Origin of the sequence: Pseudomonas sp. IT-232MI5, assembly GCF_949767845.1 — a bacterium.
Lineage (GTDB): Bacteria > Pseudomonadota > Gammaproteobacteria > Pseudomonadales > Pseudomonadaceae > Aquipseudomonas.
On the sequence record NZ_CATKQE010000060.1, the window covers coordinates 305,299 to 323,703 of the forward strand.

The window sequence follows — 18,405 nt, forward strand, 5'->3', positions numbered from 1 at the left end:
CGATGTGTTGGCTGACACACCGCTATCGCGAGCAGGCTCACTCCTACAGGGGTTTTGTGTCAGGCCTTAACACCCTGCAACGGCGGCAACTTCGCCAGTTTCAACGCTACCAGCAGCGCGATCAGCAACAACGAGCCGATAAACAGGCCAATCCCGTTCCACCCGCCGAGATGCCAGAACACCCCGCCCGCCGTCCCGGCAATGCTCGACCCGGCGTAATAACTGAACAGATACAACGATGAGGCCTGCCCCTTGGCCTTCGTCGCGCGTCGACCGATCCAACTGCTCGCCACCGAATGCGCGCCAAAGAAGCCAAAGGTGAAAATCAACATGCCGACAATAACCAGCGGCAGCGGCGTAAACATCGTCAACGCAAGACCCGCAAACATCAGTGCAATGGTCGCCCACAGCACCTTGCGTCGCCCCAGTTTGTCCGCCAATGAGCCAATCTTCGCCGAGCTGTAGATCCCCGACAGGTACACCACCGACAGCAAGCCAACGAACACCTGATCGAGGTTGTACGGCGCGGCCAGCAAGCGATAACCGATGTAGTTGAACAGCGTGACAAACGCGCCCATCAACAGGAACGCTTCAAGAAACAGCAACGGCAGACCGGCATCGCGAAAATGCATGGTGAAACCATCGAGCAGACTGCGCGGGTGCAGTGAGCGTGAGCGGAAGTTGCGCGATTCGGGGAGGATCTTCCAGAACACCGCTGCGGCAATCATCGCCAGACCGCCGATCACCAGCATCGCCGTGTGCCAGCTGACAAAGTCGATCAACACGCCGGTGATCAAGCGCCCGCTCATCCCGCCAATCGCGTTGCCGCCGATGTACAAACCCATCGCCAGGCCAATGTGTTGCGGGTGAATTTCTTCACTCAGATAGGTCATCGCCACCGCTGCCAGACCGCTCAACGACAGCCCGATCAGCGCACGCATGATCAGCACGCCTTCCCAGCTCGGCATCATTGCGCTGGCCATGGTGCACAGCGCCGCTGCGAACAGCGCAGTCACCATCACCGGTTTGCGCCCGATCCGATCAGAGATCGGCCCGGTGATCAGCAGGCCGATGGCGAGCATGCCGGTGGCCACCGAGAGGATCAGGCTGCTCTGCGCGGCGTTGATTCCGTACTCGTGGGACAGCAGCGGCATCATCGGCTGCACGCAATAGAGCAGGGCAAACGTCGCGAAGCCGCCGCTGAACAGCGCCAGCACCGTGCGCATGAACATCGGCGTGCCTTTTTCGATGTAGATCTCTTGCAGCTCGGCGTCGACATCGTCGGCCGCAGCAGGCGGGACTTCATGGGCTAGGGGCGCGACAGCAGTTTTCACTTCAGACCTCGGAGGGCACGGCCAGGCAGGCAATGAAAAAATCATATAGCTGGCTAATGTTTCTATCCAATATATTGTTCGACCTGTTTGATAGTTTTAACGACCTAATGGGGTTTCCATGGAATTGCGTCATCTGCGCTACTTCATCGCCGTTGCCGAAGAACTGCATTTCGGCCGCGCCGCACAGGTGCTTGGCATCTCGCAGCCGCCGCTGAGCCAGCAGATTCAGGCGCTGGAGCAAGAGGTTGGCGCGCGGCTGTTCGAACGCACCAATCGCCGGGTCGAGCTGAGTGAGGCCGGGCGATTGTTTCTGGAGGAGGCGCGGCTGGTGCTGGCGCAGGTCGATAAGGCGGCGGATGTCGCCCGGCGTGCGCAACTCGGTGAACTGGGCGAGTTGAAGATTGGTTTCACCTCGTCGGCGCCGTTCAACTCGACGATTCCACAGGCGATCTTTTCCTTCCGTCAGCGTTTTCCGGCGGTGCATCTCAACCTTCGCGAGATGAGTAGCACGCAAGTCGCCGAGGGTTTGATGGATGAGTCGATCGAGGTCGGTATCATGCGCCCGCTGGGTTTGCCGGATTCGCTCAGCGTGGTGGAGTTGATGCGTGAGCCGCTGGTCGCGGTGCTTGGTTCCAAGCATCCACTGGCGCAGGGCAGTGAAGAAGGGCTGTTCCTCTCGGCGCTGGCGCTGGAGCCGTTCGTGTTCTTTCCGCGCAGCTACGGCAGCGGGCTGTATGCGCAATTGCTGAGTCTGGCGCGTGATGCCGGGTTCAGCCCGCACTTCGCCCAAGAGGCGGGCGAGGCGATGACTATTATCGGTCTGGTCGCAGCGGGGCTGGGGGTTTCGGTGCTGCCGGCGTCCTATCAGCGGATGCGCATCGACGGCGTGGTCTACCGACCGTTGCTCGATCCGGAAGCGGTGTCTGCGGTGTGGCTGGTGCAGCGCAAGGATCAGAAGTCACCGATGGCCAAGGCGTTTGTCGACCTGCTTACGCGCAAGGTCGAGTCCGCTTAAAAGATCGCAGCCTTCGGCAACTCCTACAGGGAAACGCGAATTCCATTGTAGGAGTAGCCGAAGGCTGCGATCTTTTGATCTTGCCGTTAGGGCAACCGCACCAAATCCCCCTTCAGCGCCACCCGCGTGACAAATATCCCCGCCCGGCACTCGTACGTATTCAAATCCTTGCGCACATACTGGTCGTAGTAACTGACGATATTCACCACCGCATTCGCCCCGACCCGCTTGGCATCAGCCTGTAACTTAATCAGATTTGACTGCAACACCCACTCGCAGGAATCGTGGTCACTCTTGTTGAAACCGTTGGTTTTCAGATCACTGACCACCCCACGCCGCAACAACTGCTGCGTGCCCTGCGGCCCATTGCCGAGCAGATAGAACTTCACACTGCCATCCAGCCGCCCGGCGCGAATCGCGTCCGACAGCACGGTTTCGAAGGGCATGTACATCAGGTTGGTGGCGTGGCTGGCGCTGGGCAGTAGCGCGAAAAGCGCAGCGGCTATCAGGGCTTTCACTTGCATGGTCATCTCCTTGACGGTGAAAGAGAACCGCGAGTGCTCGACCGACCGGGCCCGCCGTTCTGACAGGCGTATCGATGGCCTGCATGAGCGAGTGTAGATGCTGTGTGGCGAGTGTTCAGCTTGTGGAGCCGTGTTCACCACATTTGCGGTTACGAACTGTTTTAGCGAGCGTTTGTTTTCTTGCGCAGAATCGATTTCTTTAAGTGAGTGCCATGGATGCCACTTCGATACCAGCCCAAGGAAGGTAGTGTTCTGATCTGCGACTTCAGAGGTTATGAAGTACCTGAGATGGTCAAGGTCAGACCCGTTGTCGTGATACGAAAACACAGAACCAACAGTATGTTGGTGACGGTCGTACCGCTCAGTACCACTGCACCGGATTGTTTACTTGATCACCATTTCGAACTCTCCAGCCATCTTCAAGGCGCCAGCCCGATCTGTTGGGCGAAGTGCGATATGGTGGCCACTGTCAGCCTTTCCCGACTGGACCGGATCAAAAGCAGAGATCGTGAAGGACGGCGCGTCTATTTGATCTCACACCTTGAAACAGAAGAGTTCTGCGCCGTTAAAGCCGCAGTCAGGCGGGCGCTTGGGCTGTAATGGCAACAGAAGTGGCGCAGTGAGGCCAAACGCCAGCCGTTGTCCTGATTGATGATTCGGGCAATACTGCGAGCGTTCCCGCAAGGGGCTTGTGAGACTCTGAGGATCCTGGGCGACCAGCCATCGCAGAGCCGGACAGGTGATCGGCGATGACAAGCCAACCTGTTTGTGAAAGGGCGCCGAATGGCGCCCTTTGTCGTTTCTACAATCCCATCAATCCACGTGCGCCAAGTCCCCGCGCAATGCCACGCTCGACACCACCAGCCCGGCACGGCACTGGAATTTCTCGGTGTCTTTGTACAGATCGCGCTGGTCGACGCTGGCGATGTTGATCACCGCATTGGCGTCGGCTTTTTTCGCAGCGTTCTGCAGGGTGGCCAGCGCCGATTGCAGAGCCCAGAAGCAGGCGTCTTCGTCGGATTTGTTCGAGCCGTTGGTCTTGCGGCTGCTGCTCACGGTGTCGAGTTTGCGCACTTGCTTGGGCAGCGTTTCGCCGGCCAGGTAGAACTTTACGCTGCCGTCGAGCAGGCCGGCGTCGGTAGCGCGTTTGACGCCTTCGCGGAAGCTCAGGTAGGTCGGCTCGTCGGCGCCCTGTTTAACGATGCCCAGATCGTTGACGAACTCGATGTCGGGGTTGATCGACAGCTCCTTGAGCACGTTGTCGCGCAGGCGGTTGACCCAGCGGTTGTAGTTGCCGTGGATCTTGCCGTCCTTGGCGTCGAGGCCGTAGCTGCTGCGGTAGTCGATTTCGAACGAAGTCGGGGTGAACGGGATGTCGACTTCGGCGTGATGGCGACCGCGTACAGTGATTGCCGCTTTGATCATGCCCGGACGCACCGACTGCACGACCCACTGGCGGTCATTGAGCGCGGTGACGATCGCGCGGCTCATCTGTTGCTGGGTGAAGCCGAGATTGGGCGAGAACTCTTCCCTGGCGTTGTAAACCGGTTTGCTGGTGCAACCGCCGAGCACAAAAAACAGTGCCAACAGAGCGGCGATGCGGTGAAACTGAGTCATTCCCTTCACTCCAAAAGGTGTTGCGGTCAGTGCCAGCGGCGGAAAATCAACGAGGTGTTGACCCCACCAAAAGCGAAATTGTTGTTCATCACGTAGTCGTGATGCATCTGGCGGAATTCACCGCGCAGGTAATCGAGCTTGCCGCAGTGCGGATCGACCTCGTCGAGGTTGAACGTGTGCACGTACAGATCGCGGTTCATCATCTCGATGCTGAACCATGACTCCAGCGCACCGCAGGCGCCGAGGGTGTGGCCGAGGAAGCTCTTCTGCGAGCTGATCGGCATGCGTTCACCGAACAAACTGCTGGTCGCCAGTGTTTCGGCAATGTCGCCCTGTTCTGTAGCGGTGCCGTGACCATTTACATAACCGATGGCATCCGGCGCGAGTCCGGCGTCTTCCAGCGCCAGTTCCATGGCGCGGCGCATGGTCACTTGCTCCGGGCGCGTGGTGTGCTGGCCGTCGGCGTTGCTGCCGAAACCGACAATCTCGGCGTGGATGTGCGCACCGCGCGCCAAAGCATGTTCCAGCTCTTCAAGCACCAGCATGCCGCCACCTTCACCGATCACCAAGCCATCGCGGCCCTTGTCGTACGGGCGTGGGCTGGTTTGCGGCGCATCGTTTTTCAGGCTGGTGGCGTAGAGTGCGTCGAAGACCATGGCTTCGGTCGGGCACAGCTCTTCGGCGCCGCCGGCGAGCATCAGGGGCAGGCGGCCGAACTTGATCGCCTCGTAGGCGTAACCGATGCCCTGGCTGCCGCTGGTGCAGGCGCTGGACGTCGGGATCAAACGCCCGGTGAGGCCAAAGAAAATGCTGATATTGGCGGCGGTGGTGTGCGGCATCATCCGCACATAGGAGTTGGCGTTGAGGCCTTCGGCCACCGAGTTGAGCAGCATGTTGCCGAACGCTTTGATCTCGTCGGTGCTGCCAGTGGACGAACCACAAGCCACGCCCATGCGCCCATCCTTGATCGATTCGTCACCGAGCAAACCGGCGTCAGCCAGGGCTTTTTCCGCCGCGCCGACTGCCAGTCGCGACACCCGGCCCATGCTGCGCAATTGCTTGCGGGTCCAGTGCGCAGGTACTTCGAAGTCATCGATCGGGCCGGCCAGGCGCGTGTTGAGTTCGCTGAAGCGATCCCACTCGTCCATGCGGCGAATGCCGCTGCGATTGGCCGCGAAGTTGCCAGCGATGGTCTCCCAGTCGCTGCCCAGCGAGGTGATGCCGGCCATGCCGGTGACGACGACGCGCTTCATCAGCACAAGCCTCCGTTGACCGCCAGCACCTGGCGGGTGATGTACGAGGCTTCCGCCGACATCAGGAAATTCACTGCACTGGCGACCTCTTCCGGGGTGCCCATGCGTTGCGCGGGGATCATTTTCATCAATTCTTCCACCGGCACGTTTTCGTCGAGCATCGCCGTGTCGATCAGGCCCGGTGCGACGCAGTTAACGGTGATTTTGCGCTTGCCCAGCTCGATCGCCAACGCCTTTGCCGCGCCGATCACGCCGGCCTTGGAGGCGCTGTAGTTGACCTGGCCACGGTTGCCGATCAGCCCCGACACTGAGGTGATGCAGACAATGCGCCCGGCGGCGCGGCGGCGGATCATCGGCATCATCACCGGGTGCAGAACGTTGTAGAAACCGTCGAGGTTAGTGCGCAGGACCACGTCCCAATCGTCGTCGCTCAGCGCTGGAAACGCGCCGTCGCGGGTCAGCCCGGCGTTCAACACCACGCCGTAATAGGCGCCGTGAGTTTCCACGTCAGCTTCAAGGATGGCCTTGCAGGTTTCCCGGTCGGCAACGTCGAATTGCAGAATCCGCGCCTTGCGCCCCAGCGCTTCGATTTGCGCCTGAACGCCTTGCGCCTCAGTCACGCCGCTGCGGCAATGCAGGACGATATCGTGCCCGGCCTGCGCCAGACGCAAGGCAATGGCCCGGCCGATGCCACGGCTGGAGCCGGTGACCAGTACGGATTCAGTCATCGTTCGACTCCTGTGTCTGTTGCAGATATTGATTGACCTGAGGCGGACGGAACACATTCAGGCGCGCGCTGGCATGAATGCCATCGCCATTGATATGGCATTCGAAGACACCCATGCCGTTGTCGTCTTCCAGCGAGCGCAGACCATGAATGGTCAGATCGGTGCCGGCGGGAAACGCTTCGACGTTGCACTCGAACTTGCGTGTGCCGAGCAGAAAGCCCAGCTCCACCGGATTGCCTTTCTGCTTTGCGTGGCAACCGGCAAAAGCGGCGACGCTTTGCGCCATCAGCTCGATGCCGACCCAGGCTGGCAGGCTGCCGTCGGGCAGATTGAACAAGCCATCGGGCTTGACCGTGAGGCGGGTGAAAATCTGCTCATCGTCAAAGCTTGAGATGCTGTCGATCAGAATCATGTCACCCGCATGGGGCAGCAGTTCGGCGAGCGGCCAGGCCGTCATGGGGCGTCTCCGATAATCAGGCTGACGTTATTGCCGCCGAAGGCAAACGAGTTGCTCATCAGGTAGCGGGGTGCAATGGACGTCAGGCGCTCGCTCGCGGTCACCCACTGCAGCGACGGCAGCGCGGGATCGGCCTGCGCATCCCAGACGTGCGGCGGCAAGGCGTGAGCGGGGTTGTCGGCGCTCAGGCTCAGCCAGCAGAACGCCGCTTCCAGCGCACCGGCCGCGCCGAGGGTATGGCCGGTCATCGGTTTGGTCGAGGAGCAGGCGACGCCCTCAGGGAACAGCGTCGCAACCGCCAGACTTTCCATCGCGTCGTTGTGTTGGGTGGCGGTGCCGTGCAGGTTCAGGTAGCTGATCTGCGCTGCTTGCAGATGAGCGCGGCTCAAGGCTTTCTGCATTGCTTGCAGGGCACCGCGCCCGGTCGGCTCGGGGGCGGAAATGTGATGGGCGTCGGAACTGGCACCGGCGCCGAGCAAGGCAATGGCCGGGCCTTCGCCCTGTTGTTTGCTCATGACGAACAGCACAGCTGCTTCGCCGATATTGATGCCGCTGCGGTTGGCCGAGAACGGATTGCAGCGCTCGTCGGATATCGCTTCAAGTGACGAGAAACCGTTGAGGGTCAGTTTGCACAGGCTGTCGACGCCGCCACACAGCACCGCGTCGCACAGGCCCAGATCGAGCAGACGCTGAGCGCTCATCAATGCGCGGGCGCTGGAGGTGCACGCCGTGGAAATCACATAGGCCGGGCCGCTCAGTTGCAGCCAGTCGGCGAGGAAATTGGCCGGGGCGCCGAGCTCCTGTTGGCGGTAGTCGTATTCCGCCGGGAAACGCTGCTCGCGGATGTAGTGCGCCAGACCACGGCTGGCCTCGTCGATGCCCGAAGTGCTGGTGCCGAGGACCACGCCGATGCGCTCGCGGCCATAAGTCTGGATCGCCTGGTTGATCTCATTGCGAATCTGCAATGCCGCTTCCAGCAACAGCTGGTTATTGCGGCTGCGCTGATCGGCGAGTTCTGCCGGGATCGGCGCCAGTTCACCCTGGACGGCAGCGACCGGCAACTCACGCTCCGCCACCCAGCCGGACTCGCGGCGCATGCCTGAGCAGTCGCCGGCGAACAGGTTGCGCGCGACGGCATGTTTGTCGCGGCCCAGTGCGCAAATCACGCCGAGGGCATTCAGGTAAGCGGTCATGGTGTCGGTTCACCCAGCGGAGAAACGCGGTAGTGCGGGCCTTGGGGCAGGTTCAATTCGAAGCTCAACGGTTGTGAATAACGGATATCCCAGCGCGCCGGCAGAGCGCGTTGCTGTCCCTGTTGTTGCGCGGCGGGGTAATTTCGCAGCAGTTCGCCGGACGGGGTCAGGGCGAATAACAGCGCAGCAAACAATTCGCGGGCTTCCGGGTTCGGCGGCAACAGCCCATCGGCCTGCCAGTGGCCGTCGATCAGTTGCTGACGCGCTTGCGGAATACCCAGCGGATCCATCATCGACCAGCGGATGCCCGGGCCTTCGCGCTGGATCACCAGCAGCCAGTCCTGGCGTTGTTCGGCTTGATTGCGTTCAATGTGCAATTGCAGCGGCAGCGGGAGTGTCGGATTGCCCGCCGGCAACGGCGCCTGGCTGGCGCAGGCACTCAGGAGGACAAATACCACCAACATTAGCCACACCACAAACCTTGTGGGAGCTGGCTTGCCAGCGATGGCGCCGGCACATCGAGCATTTTTGTTGACTGACACACCGCTATCGCTGGCAAGCCAGCTCCCACAGGGTTTCGGGTGTGCAGGTCGATAGCTGTGCATCAGAAAGTACCTTGCAGCGGCTTGCGCGCTACCACGTTTACCAGCGTTTCCTCACGCTGCCCAAACGGTTTCGGCTTGCGCACCCCGAACCGCTCCAGCAAACCAAAATCCTTCGACCGGCTCCACCACAGATACGGGTACGAGACATTCTTCTCGGCAAACTCGAAACCCTGCCCGCGAATCATCTGCAGGTACTGCGCCGCACTCTTTTGCACGTGCATCGGATGGCGGAACAACCAGCGGATCACCCAAGTATCAATGTAAGCCTCGGTGGACTCGGCGAACAGCAGATAGCCACCCGGTTTCAGCACCCGGTAAAACTCGGCCAAAGCCTTTTCCTGCTCGACCAGATGATGAAAGGTCTGGTGGCAGAACAGCAGATCAACGCTGGCGTCCGGCACATTGAGCGTCGCGCAGTCACTGCCGATCAGCTCTACATCGAGGCCCAGACGCGTCGCTTCTTCAGCGCTCAACTCCAGGCTGTGCGGATCGGCGTCAACACCGATCAAACGCTGTGGCGCGAAGGTCTGGCGCAGATGACCGAACGACTTGCCCTGTCCGCAACCAGCGTCCAGCAACACCGGATGTTCCGGCAGCGCTTCACTGAACAAACCACGCAAATCATTGATCGCCACCCGCAACACATGGTGCTGCCAGGTGTGGCTGCGCAGGAACCAGACACCGAAGCGGGTCTCCTCAACGTAGCTATCGCTCAAGTAGTTCATGTGGCGTCCTTTGCACAAAGTTCGGAAATCATCTTCAAGCGACGGCGCGCTTCGCTGACGAACGGGTTGCGCTCATCCCAGGCGTAGCCGGCGAGGATCGAGCAAATCATCCGACGGATTTCCGCCTGACTGTCTTCATAAAAAATCACGTCTTGAAACGTGCCGGCATACCAGCCCTCGACGTAGCAGCGGAAGGTGTCGACGCCGCGCTTGAGCGGCTCGGCGAATTCGCTTTGCCAGTCGACCGTTTCACCTTGTAACTGACGGTGCAGCACGGCGGCGGCCATGCTCGCCGAGCGCATGGCGATGGTCACGCCGGAGGAGAACACCGGGTCGAGAAATTCTGCCGCGTTGCCGAGCAGGGCGAAGCCCGCCCCGTGCAGGGTTTTCACATTGGCGGCGTAACCGCCGAGGGTGCGCGCCGGGGTGTCCCACACAGCCTTGTCGAGTACGCCGGCAAGGCTTGGGGTTTCGGCGATGAAGCTGCGCAGGCAGGCATCCAGATCGCTGTCGCGGCCCTTGAAATGCTCTTGCGCCGCGACCACACCCACCGAGCAGCGTCCGTTGCTGAACGGGATCGTCCAGAACCAGATATCGCGATGCTCAGGATGGGTGGTGACGAGGATCTTTTCGCGGTCGAACGACGGGTTGTCGATGTGATCTTCGACGTGGGTGAACACCGCCTGACGCACCGGGAAATTCGACGGTGCTTCGAGGTCCAGCAGTCGCGATAACACGCGACCGTAGCCGCTGGCATCGAGGACGAAATCCGCTTCGACGCGATACTCGCTGCCGTCCTCGCGGCGCACCTCGAGCAACGGTTTTGTCCGGTCGAAATCGACGCTGACGATGGCATCGCCGTAGCGGATTTCCGCGCCTTGCAGCGCCGCTTGATCGGCCAGCAGTTTGTCGAAATCGGCGCGTTGCACCTGAAACGTGGTCGGTTTGCCGCCGGTAAAGGTGTCACCGAAATCAAAGGCGCTGTAACGCTCGCCCCAGGCGAATGCGGCGCCGGTCTTGCGCTGGAATCCGGCGGCGTTGACGGCGTCGAGCATGCCCGCCTCTTCGACGAAATCCAGGCAATGGCTGAGCAGGCTTTCGCCGATCGAAAAGCGCGGAAAATGCTGGCGCTCGATCACCAGTACATCGTGGCCCTTGCGCTTGAGCAGCGCAGCGGCGATGGCGCCGGACGGGCCGGCACCGATGATCACGACCTGACGGGATTCCATTTCAACGATTGGCACGTGAACTCCGGGGCAGGTGGGATTTGATATCCAGCGGCGCGCGATGCAGGCCGATAAGGGCCGGTAGCAGCGTCGCGATCAGGCCCATCAGCATCAGCGCGAAGTACAGCGCCGGGGTGATGAGTTGTTGTTGCAAGAGCAAATTGAGAAAGACGATTTCGCTCAGGCCGCGAATGTTCAGCAGCACGCTTTCGCGCCAACGGCTGGCGCCTTCGAACGAAGCGCCGGCCCAGCCGAGGCCGAGCCAGTTGCCAAGCAGTTTACTGGCAATCGGCAACAGCAGCAGCGCCGCCCATTGCAGCGGACCAAGGCTGGCGAGGGCACTGTGCACGTCGATCTGGACGATGCCGAACGTCAGAATCAGCGGGATCGCCAGCCACGTCTGCAAACGGTTCATCCAGCGCGCCGGCAACGGCAGCACCAGCGGCACTTTCAGCGCGGCCATGCACAGCAAATAGCCAATGCCGAAGATCAGCGCGTTGAGTTTGTAATGCTCGGCCATCACCAGCAACGCGAAGAAACCGATGCTGTAGGTCAGTGGTCGGCGTACGCCGATGACGCGCAACAACAACGGCACACAGGCCAGGCCCAGCGGCAACAACAGACTGCTCAGGTGCAGACTGCCTTGGGCGAGCCCGAACAATGTCCAGCAGGTCAGATCAATGAGGATCGCGGTCTGCACCAATCGGCGAGTGGCGGCCGGCGGATATTCGATGTGGCGCAGATACAGGTACAGCACCGGGATCGCGGTAATCGCGAACACCAGACCGATGGCCAGCGAGTTGAGCCACGGTTGCGTCGGCAGCAGCCAATACGCAGCGGCAAGACCACAGGCGAACGGCACGAGGAAACTCGGCACGGCGATTTTCACGCTCTGCCGATCCAGTTTCAGATCGATCACATCACTGAGAATGTGTCCGAGCAGCAGGGCAAAACTCAGGCTGTAGAGGTTTTTCAGCCAGTCTGGCGCGATCAGTTCGGCGCCACTGAGCTGCCAGACCGGTTCGATCCAGAAGTACATCAGCAGCGGCAAGCCGAAGCTCGCCAGCAGCAACTGGCTGACAATCGGGATCAGGCCGAAATGGCGGCCAATACGAGTGGCCACGGCGAACAGCGCCATGGCCAGCAGCCAGAAAACGACGACCATCATGCCGCTGGCTCCGCGACGGCTGCCGTGTGTTCGTGGCGCCCGGCCCACGGTGCCAGCATGAAGCTGAACGCCAGACCGAGGCTCACCGACAGACCGAAGTTGCTCACCGCCGGCGTGCTGGAAACCGCCAGCAAACCAAACGACAGCCACGTCGTCACAGCCGCCAGCAAGGTGCCGAGCAAACTCACCGCCGCACCACCGACTTGCTCGCGCATAAGAATCGCGTAGTCGACGCTGATGGCCGTCACCAGCAACAGGCCGAACAGGCTGAACAGGGTCAGCGGCTGACCGAGCCAGCCAAGGCTGGCCAGACTGCATAAAGCGGCGAGCAACGGCAGAGCGACGATGCGCAGCGCGCCGCCGAGACCGAACGGCAGCATCAGCACCAGCACGATCAGCGCGCAGGAGGCGAGTTTCAGTTCGGCAGCGCTGATTTGCGTCGCGGCAAAAACTTCGTTCAATTCCCCGAGGCGATCGACCAACACCACCCCTGGCAAATCGAGTGCCTGTACCCGCAGCAGCGCCGGGTTATTCAAGCCTTGCAGGCTGGTCATTGCCGCTACGCCGTCTTCCGTCGGACCGAGCCAGAGCGTGCGATAAGGCTCGCCGAGCGGGCCGGCCAATGCCGCGTCGATGTCCTCGGCAGGCACGGTCTGCAATTGCTGTAGTTCGGTTTGCAACGCGGCGAGCGGCACGCCGAGGTCGAGCAGTGGCTGCCAGTATTGCGGCAGTTTGTTCAGCGCCTGGCGCACTTGCTCTTGCTGGTTCGGCGGGCTCACCAGTTGATCGAGGGCCAGATAGCCTTGCAGCTTGTCGAGGTTGACCAGTTGCTCCAGACGTTCGCTCAACGCGGCCTGACGTTCGAGCAATTGCTGCTGATTGTCGGCGCGCACGAGGAAAAACTGGCTGGTCGGCTGATAGCCGGTGATGCGCGCGATGGTCTGCGCTTCGTCGGTCAGGCGTTGCGGCGCGCCGACCCACTGGCGAATGTCATTCTTGCTTTGCAACTGCACCAGACCGCCCACACAGAAGGCGAGCAGCAATGCCAGCAACACCGGCGTGCGTACGCGTTCGAGGAGTTTTTCGCGCAGCGCAACCATGCGCTCGGCCAGATGCAGCGGCCATTGCGCGGGGCGCAGTTCGACGTTTTTCAGCAACGCCGGCAACAGGCACACCGCCGACAGATAGGCACCGAGCAAGCCGGCGGCGGAGAACACCGCGATTTGCGTCAGCGCCGGGAACGGCGTCCACGCCAGCGCGAGATAGCCGATGGCGCTGGTGATCAGGCTCAGGGTCAGCCCGGACAGCGTCAGGCGCAACGCCGGCCAACTGCGCCACGGCTTCAGGCTCCAGCTCTTCGACAGATAGTGCAGCGGATAATCCACGGCCACGCCGATCAGGCTGGAGCCGAGCACCAATGTCATCACATGCATATGGCCGAACAGCGCGACACAAGCCACCGCCCCGAACAACATGCCGACCAGCACCGGCACGAACGCCAGCAGCACGCGCCAGCGACGGAAAGCGAGCAACAGCAGCAACAGAATACCGATCGTGGCACCGCCGCCGACCCAGGTCATTTCGCGAGTGGCTTGCTGCTGACCGTTGGCCGCGTACAGCAAACCGCTGGCGGCGAGCAGTTGCACGTCGGATTTCGCCGCCTGTTCACGGCTATGTTGCAGCAGCGCGGCTACTTGCAGCGGCAGGTTCATGTCGAACGCGTTGCCGGTGGTGCGTGCCCGCAGCAGCACCCAGCTCTTGCCGTCGGCATCGGCGATCAGCGCGCCGCTGCCGATGTCCAGTTGCACTGCACCGTGCTGCGGCTGGCTGTTCTGAATGCGCCCGGTCAGGCCAAGCCAGTCATCCTGACTCGGCACCAGACTGAAACCGCTGAACGGGTCGAACAGGGCTTGTACGCGTTGCTGAATGAAGGCGTCGGGGTGTTCGATCAGCAATTGCCGGTCATCCGCCGAGAGCATCGCCAGTCGCCCTTGCAGCAGTTGTGTGCGCAGCGCTGGCAGGTCTGCTTGCAGGTTCCACTGCACCTTTTCGAACAACCCGCTGGCCTGCCATTGCTCGCCCAACGTCTGCGCCATAGTCACGGCTTGTTGACGATCGGCATGGCCGACCAGCACCAGCATTTCTCGGTTTAGCGGTTCCTGCATGCGCTGCTCGGCGCGCTGTTCGAGGGCGTCGGGGTGGGTGCCGGGCACCAGCTCCATCAGATTGGCCGACAGCGGCGCGCCGTCGCGCCATTGCCAACCGGCCAGCGCGACAACGGCCAGCAGCAGGATCAGAAACAGCCAGGGCAGCCTGCGTTCACTCGGCAAAGTCATGTTGCTCCGCGTCGCTCAGCGGTTGGCCAGCGGTGCTGTCCTGCATGCGCAGCACGGTGCTGTCGCCCTGGGTTTCCAGCAGTTCGATGGTCTGCACCAGCGCGCCGCCGTCGATGTTGATCTGGTTGAACACTTGCTTGAGCAGCAGCGAGCGCGGGGTCAGGGTGAGTTTCCACTGTTGTGCATCGCCGCTCAGCGCCAGTTCGAAGTCGCGTTGCAGGCCGCTGCTGTCACCTTGCAGCACAGCGAGGAACAAACGGTTTTGCTCAGCCCCGGCGCTCTTGTTCGGCAGCAGTTGCCAGCCATTATCGTCGCGGCGGGCAATGCCTTTGCCGGTGATGCGGTAATCCTGTTTCAGCGGGGTTTTCAGCATCCAGAGCAGACCGTGATTCTTCGCCAGAACGAAACTGCCCTTGCTGATCAGCGGCTGCGGCAGGGCGCGCAGGTGTTTTTCCTGAATGAACTGGCCGTGGATCACGTCCGGCTTCGCCAGTTGTTCGCTCAGTTGTTGCAGGTCGAAAGCATTGGCCAGCGCTGACAGCGTCAGCAGCGCCAATACGCTCAGGCTTTTAACCCAAACATTCATCGCAGCATCCTTTCTACGGCGTCGGTGAAGACCTTCGGTGAGGCCAGCTGCATCTCGCGACTGCTGACTTCGACGGCGACTTGCACCGAGCTGGCGCGGGTCAGGCGTTCGCCGCTGTGCAGGTCAGTGATCAGATAATTGATCTTCAGACGGTTTTCCCACTCAACCAGGCTGGCGCGTACATTCAGGCGCTGACCAAACACTGCGCCGCGCACATAGCGCAGTTGCAGGTCGATGATTGGCCAGGCGTAACCCGACTCGACCATCTGCGTGTAGTTGTGGCCGATCTTGTCCAGCAGCGCGCAACGCGCCACTTCGAGGTATTTGACGTAATGGCCATGCCAAACCACCTGCATGGTGTCGACGTCGAAAAACGGCACGAGGATTTCAGTATCGGCGTGAAGCACTCCGGCGCTACGCATGCAGCCTCCAGTGTTGCGCGGCAATGCGTTGCAGGCACAGGCGCAATTCGCCTTCCAGTGCGCGGTCTTCGATGACTGGCGGGAAGTCCTTGGCCAGTTCCTCGTGCATCGCCGCCAGCGACGGCGGCAACGGTCGCGCGTCTTCGGCCTGAGCGCGCAGCCACACGCCTTGATTGGCGGCGAGAAGGGTGGCGGCGGCGACCTGTTCGGTCAGCTCCAGCACGCGGATCGCATCGCGGGCGGCGATGGTGCCCATGCTCACTTTGTCTTGGTTGTGACACTCGGTGGAGCGCGAGAAGACGCTGGCGGGCATGGTATTTTTCAGCGCTTCGGCGGTCCAGGCGCTGGTGCCGATCTGCACGGCTTTGAAGCCATGGTTGATCATCGCGCGATCCGCCGGGGCGCCGGAGAGGTTGCTCGGCAGACCGTGGTTGTAGCGCTCGTCGACCAGCAAGGCGAGTTGCCGGTCCAGCAGGTCAGCAACGTTGGCCACGAGGTTTTTCAGGCTGTCCATGGCGAACGCGATATGTCCGCCGTAGAAGTGCCCACCGTGCAACACGCGCTCGGCTTCGGCGTCGATGATCGGGTTATCGTTGGCGCTGTTCAGTTCTGTTTCGATGAACGAACGCAGCCAGTTCAGGCTGTCGGCCAACACCCCGAGCACATGCGGGGCGCAGCGCAGCGAATAGCGATCCTGCAATCGATGCAGCGGCGCGGTCGGTGCGTCGATCGCCAGATCCTTGCGCAGCCATGCGGCGACCTGCATTTGCCCCGGATGCGGTTTGGCGGCGAACAGGCGCTCGTCGAAGTGTTCTGGGTTGCCTTGCAGCGCGACCACGTTGAGCGCGGTGATGCGCGTGGCCAGTTGCAGCAGATAGTCGGCGCGGGCGAAAGCGAGGCAGGCAAGACCGGTCATCACCGCAGTGCCGTTCATCAGTGCCAGTGCTTCTTTCGGGCGCAGCACCAAAGGTGTCCAGCCCAGTTCGCGATGCACATCGGCCGCCTGACGGCGCTCGCCACGGAACATCACTTCACGCTCGCCGGACAGTGTTGCGGCAACGTAGGACAGCGGCGTCAGATCGCCGCTGGCGCCGACCGAACCTTCTTCGGGAATCAGTGGGAGGATGTCGTATTCGAGAAACGCGTGCAGACGCTCCAGCAGTTCCACACGCACCCCGGAGACGCCGTGGCACAGCGACTGCAACCGTGCCGCGAGCACCGCGCGTGTGGCTTGCGCATCAAGCAGCTTGCCCAACCCGCAGCCGTGGAAGGTGTAGAGGTGACGCGGCAACGCTTCGACGTGATGCAACGGCACCGCGACCACGCAGGAGTCGCCGTAACCGGTGGTGACGCCGTAGATCACGCCTTCCTTGTCCAGCAGCGAATCGAGGAACCGCGCGCCCTTGGCGATGCGTTCGCGATAGTCGGCGTCGCTCTGCAACTGCACGGGTGCCTGACGGTTGGCCAAGGCCAGCACGTCTTCGATGCGCAAAGGGCGTTCGCCGAAGGTTACCGGCTCATGGGTTGGCGTGGTCATCGGTCTTCCAGAAAGGGTAAAAGTTGAACCATTGTTGCGGCGCTTCGAGGCAATAGTGACTCAGGCGCTGCGCATAGCGGGTGGCCCACTGATGAATGACCTGCTCGCGCTCGCTGCGCTTCCATACCACGGCGTCGGCGAAGGGCTCGAGGGTCAGGCGATAGTGACCGTCCGGTTGCTTGAGGCACATCAGCAGGTTGACCGGGCATTTCAGCAGACCGGCGAGCAGCCACGGCCCTTGCGGGAACGGCGCCGGATGGCCGAGAAAGTCCACGGTGACGCTGCGCCCGCCATGCAGCGGTACGCGGTCGCCGGCAATCGCCAGCCACTCGCCGCGCTCCAGCCGTTCGTGCAGTTGCAGCATGATTACCGGGTCGAGTTCGCTGACCTGAATCAGGCGCAGATTGGTCGCCCCGGCTTCACCGAGCAGGCGGTTGAATTGCTCGGCGTGCTTGGTGTGTACCAGCACGTTCATGGTGACCTTTTCGCCGATCTCCGCCAGTGCGCGGCACACTTCCAGATTGCCCAGGTGCGCGCCGACCAGCAGTTGCCCGCGACTGCCGCGCAACTGATTGCGCAGTAGCGCCGGGTCGATGATTTCGATTTGTTCGATACGCAGTTTGCCGTTCCATACGTCGAGCTTGTCGAGCATCGAATCGGCGAACGCCATGAACTGACCGAACACCCGCCAATGAGTAGGGCGCAACGCGTCGCGCTGACTCCATGCGGCCAGGCGCCGCTGGTATTGCCAGGCGCTGTGTCGCGCGGTGCGGCCAAACAGGAAAAAGTACAGGACGATGCCGTACAGCAACGGGCTGAGCAGGCGTCGTCCCAAGACCTTGGCGGCGAACGCGGTGAATTTCATCAGCAGGAAGCTGCCGCGCTCTTCGCGGTCAGCCCAGTGCTTTTTGTCGGCTTCGCCGGTCATGTTCGCCACCGCCGCCAGAGGATCACCGGGAAGCGCAGCAACATGCCGAGAAACAGCCGTGTGTGCATGCTGGAAATCAGCGCGTTGTCGTGGAACAAGCGGAAGTGCGACACACCGTCCAGCGGGTAGTGCACGCTGGTTTGCAGCCAGCGCATCGGCTGATTGCGCCACGACAGGCGCACGAGAATGTCTGAGTCGAAATCCATGCGCTTACCGACTTTTGCCGAGTCGATCACCGCCAGCGTCGGGGCCAGCGGATAGACGCGAAAACCGCACATCGAATCGCGGATCTGCAGCGACAGCGTGTTGATCCAGACCATCACGTGGGTCAGATAGCGCGCATACAAACGGCCTTTCGGCACACTCTCGTCGAACAGCGGATAACCGCAGATCATCGCCTCGGGATGTGCGCGGGACTCGTCGACGAAACGGGCAACATCGTGCAAGTCGTGCTGACCGTCGGCATCGACCTGCAGCGCATGGCTGAAACCCAATAGCGAGGCTTCGCGCAAACCGGTCATGACCGCGCCACCCTTGCCCTGATTGGCGGTCAGGCGCACCAGGTGCACGTTGTCGCGTTCCGCCAAACCGTCGAGCACCTTGGCACAGGACTGGGTGCTGGCGTCATCCACCAGAATGCACGGCAAGCCTTGCGCGAGCAGGGCGTCGACCACGGTGCCGATCGCGGTTTCGTGGTTATAAACCGGGATCACTGCACAAGGATTATGCATGCCGGTAATTCCTGTGGGAG

19 protein-coding genes are annotated in these 18,405 nt (G+C 61.6%); 2 read left to right on the plus strand and 17 right to left on the minus strand.

The window, feature by feature from the left end; all coding sequences use genetic code 11:
- Positions 1 to 59: 59 nt before the first annotated feature.
- Positions 60 to 1,334 (minus strand): MFS transporter, encoded by a 1,275-nt coding sequence (locus ACM6JQ_RS27750; protein WP_414895028.1) that lies wholly within the window; start codon positions 1,332 to 1,334, stop codon positions 60 to 62.
- A 118-nt stretch (positions 1,335 to 1,452) separates the two neighbouring features.
- On the opposite strand from ACM6JQ_RS27750, the gene ACM6JQ_RS27755 reads away from it, so the two are divergent.
- Positions 1,453 to 2,349, plus strand: coding sequence for a LysR substrate-binding domain-containing protein (locus ACM6JQ_RS27755; RefSeq protein WP_414895029.1), 897 nt, complete (start codon positions 1,453 to 1,455; stop codon positions 2,347 to 2,349).
- An 86-nt stretch (positions 2,350 to 2,435) separates the two neighbouring features.
- Here the strand turns inward: ACM6JQ_RS27755 and ACM6JQ_RS27760 are convergent, their stop codons facing one another.
- Positions 2,436 to 2,873, minus strand: a complete 438-nt coding sequence (locus ACM6JQ_RS27760) for an excinuclease (RefSeq protein WP_414895030.1) — start codon at positions 2,871 to 2,873, stop codon at positions 2,436 to 2,438.
- Positions 2,874 to 3,089: 216 nt separating this feature from the next.
- Between ACM6JQ_RS27760 and ACM6JQ_RS27765 the strand changes: the two genes are divergently transcribed.
- Positions 3,090 to 3,473, plus strand: a complete 384-nt coding sequence (locus ACM6JQ_RS27765; protein ID WP_042704943.1) for a type II toxin-antitoxin system PemK/MazF family toxin — start codon at positions 3,090 to 3,092, stop codon at positions 3,471 to 3,473.
- A 213-nt stretch (positions 3,474 to 3,686) separates the two neighbouring features.
- Here the strand turns inward: ACM6JQ_RS27765 and ACM6JQ_RS27770 are convergent, their stop codons facing one another.
- From ACM6JQ_RS27770 to ACM6JQ_RS27840, 15 genes are all read right to left on the minus strand, one after another.
- The gene (locus ACM6JQ_RS27770; protein WP_007909448.1) at positions 3,687 to 4,490 is read right to left on the minus strand and encodes a hypothetical protein; all 804 of its coding nucleotides are present in this window, start codon (positions 4,488 to 4,490) and stop codon (positions 3,687 to 3,689) included.
- 26 nt (positions 4,491 to 4,516) lie between these two features.
- Positions 4,517 to 5,743, minus strand: coding sequence for a beta-ketoacyl-ACP synthase (locus ACM6JQ_RS27775; protein WP_414895031.1), 1,227 nt, complete (start codon positions 5,741 to 5,743; stop codon positions 4,517 to 4,519).
- Positions 5,743 to 6,471, minus strand: coding sequence for a 3-oxoacyl-ACP reductase FabG (gene fabG, locus ACM6JQ_RS27780; protein WP_007909450.1), 729 nt, complete (start codon positions 6,469 to 6,471; stop codon positions 5,743 to 5,745). The genes ACM6JQ_RS27775 and fabG overlap by 1 nt, the downstream gene beginning before the upstream one ends.
- Positions 6,464 to 6,928 (minus strand): hotdog family protein, encoded by a 465-nt coding sequence (locus tag ACM6JQ_RS27785; protein WP_007909451.1) that lies wholly within the window; start codon positions 6,926 to 6,928, stop codon positions 6,464 to 6,466. Before ACM6JQ_RS27785 ends, fabG begins: the two co-directional genes overlap by 8 nt.
- Entirely contained in the window at positions 6,925 to 8,121 is a 1,197-nt protein-coding gene (locus ACM6JQ_RS27790) for a beta-ketoacyl-[acyl-carrier-protein] synthase family protein (RefSeq protein ID WP_414895032.1), read from the minus strand. The genes ACM6JQ_RS27785 and ACM6JQ_RS27790 overlap by 4 nt, the downstream gene beginning before the upstream one ends.
- Positions 8,118 to 8,585: a hypothetical protein gene (locus tag ACM6JQ_RS27795; RefSeq protein ID WP_095113444.1), complete on the minus strand. Its 468-nt coding sequence runs from the start codon at positions 8,583 to 8,585 to the stop codon at positions 8,118 to 8,120. The genes ACM6JQ_RS27790 and ACM6JQ_RS27795 overlap by 4 nt, the downstream gene beginning before the upstream one ends.
- Positions 8,586 to 8,725: 140 nt before the next feature.
- A complete protein-coding gene (locus ACM6JQ_RS27800) occupies positions 8,726 to 9,451 on the minus strand; it encodes a class I SAM-dependent methyltransferase (RefSeq protein ID WP_414895033.1) in 726 nt (241 codons plus the stop codon).
- A complete protein-coding gene (locus ACM6JQ_RS27805) occupies positions 9,448 to 10,695 on the minus strand; it encodes an NAD(P)/FAD-dependent oxidoreductase (RefSeq protein WP_414895034.1) in 1,248 nt (415 codons plus the stop codon). Before ACM6JQ_RS27805 ends, ACM6JQ_RS27800 begins: the two co-directional genes overlap by 4 nt.
- On the minus strand, positions 10,682 to 11,845 hold the full coding sequence (locus ACM6JQ_RS27810; RefSeq protein ID WP_414895035.1) for a sodium:proton antiporter: 1,164 nt from the start codon (positions 11,843 to 11,845) through the stop codon (positions 10,682 to 10,684). Before ACM6JQ_RS27810 ends, ACM6JQ_RS27805 begins: the two co-directional genes overlap by 14 nt.
- On the minus strand, positions 11,842 to 14,181 hold the full coding sequence (locus tag ACM6JQ_RS27815; protein ID WP_007909478.1) for an MMPL family transporter: 2,340 nt from the start codon (positions 14,179 to 14,181) through the stop codon (positions 11,842 to 11,844). Before ACM6JQ_RS27815 ends, ACM6JQ_RS27810 begins: the two co-directional genes overlap by 4 nt.
- On the minus strand, positions 14,165 to 14,767 hold the full coding sequence (locus ACM6JQ_RS27820) for an outer membrane lipoprotein carrier protein LolA (protein WP_414895036.1): 603 nt from the start codon (positions 14,765 to 14,767) through the stop codon (positions 14,165 to 14,167). The genes ACM6JQ_RS27815 and ACM6JQ_RS27820 overlap by 17 nt, the downstream gene beginning before the upstream one ends.
- Positions 14,764 to 15,189, minus strand: coding sequence for an acyl-CoA thioesterase (locus ACM6JQ_RS27825; RefSeq protein ID WP_414895037.1), 426 nt, complete (start codon positions 15,187 to 15,189; stop codon positions 14,764 to 14,766). Before ACM6JQ_RS27825 ends, ACM6JQ_RS27820 begins: the two co-directional genes overlap by 4 nt.
- Positions 15,182 to 16,726, minus strand: coding sequence for an HAL/PAL/TAL family ammonia-lyase (locus ACM6JQ_RS27830; protein WP_077570462.1), 1,545 nt, complete (start codon positions 16,724 to 16,726; stop codon positions 15,182 to 15,184). Before ACM6JQ_RS27830 ends, ACM6JQ_RS27825 begins: the two co-directional genes overlap by 8 nt.
- Positions 16,707 to 17,654: a glycosyl transferase gene (locus ACM6JQ_RS27835; protein WP_095113449.1), complete on the minus strand. Its 948-nt coding sequence runs from the start codon at positions 17,652 to 17,654 to the stop codon at positions 16,707 to 16,709. Before ACM6JQ_RS27835 ends, ACM6JQ_RS27830 begins: the two co-directional genes overlap by 20 nt.
- Positions 17,651 to 18,385: a glycosyltransferase family 2 protein gene (locus ACM6JQ_RS27840; protein ID WP_007909487.1), complete on the minus strand. Its 735-nt coding sequence runs from the start codon at positions 18,383 to 18,385 to the stop codon at positions 17,651 to 17,653. The genes ACM6JQ_RS27835 and ACM6JQ_RS27840 overlap by 4 nt, the downstream gene beginning before the upstream one ends.
- Positions 18,386 to 18,405: the final 20 nt, after the last annotated feature.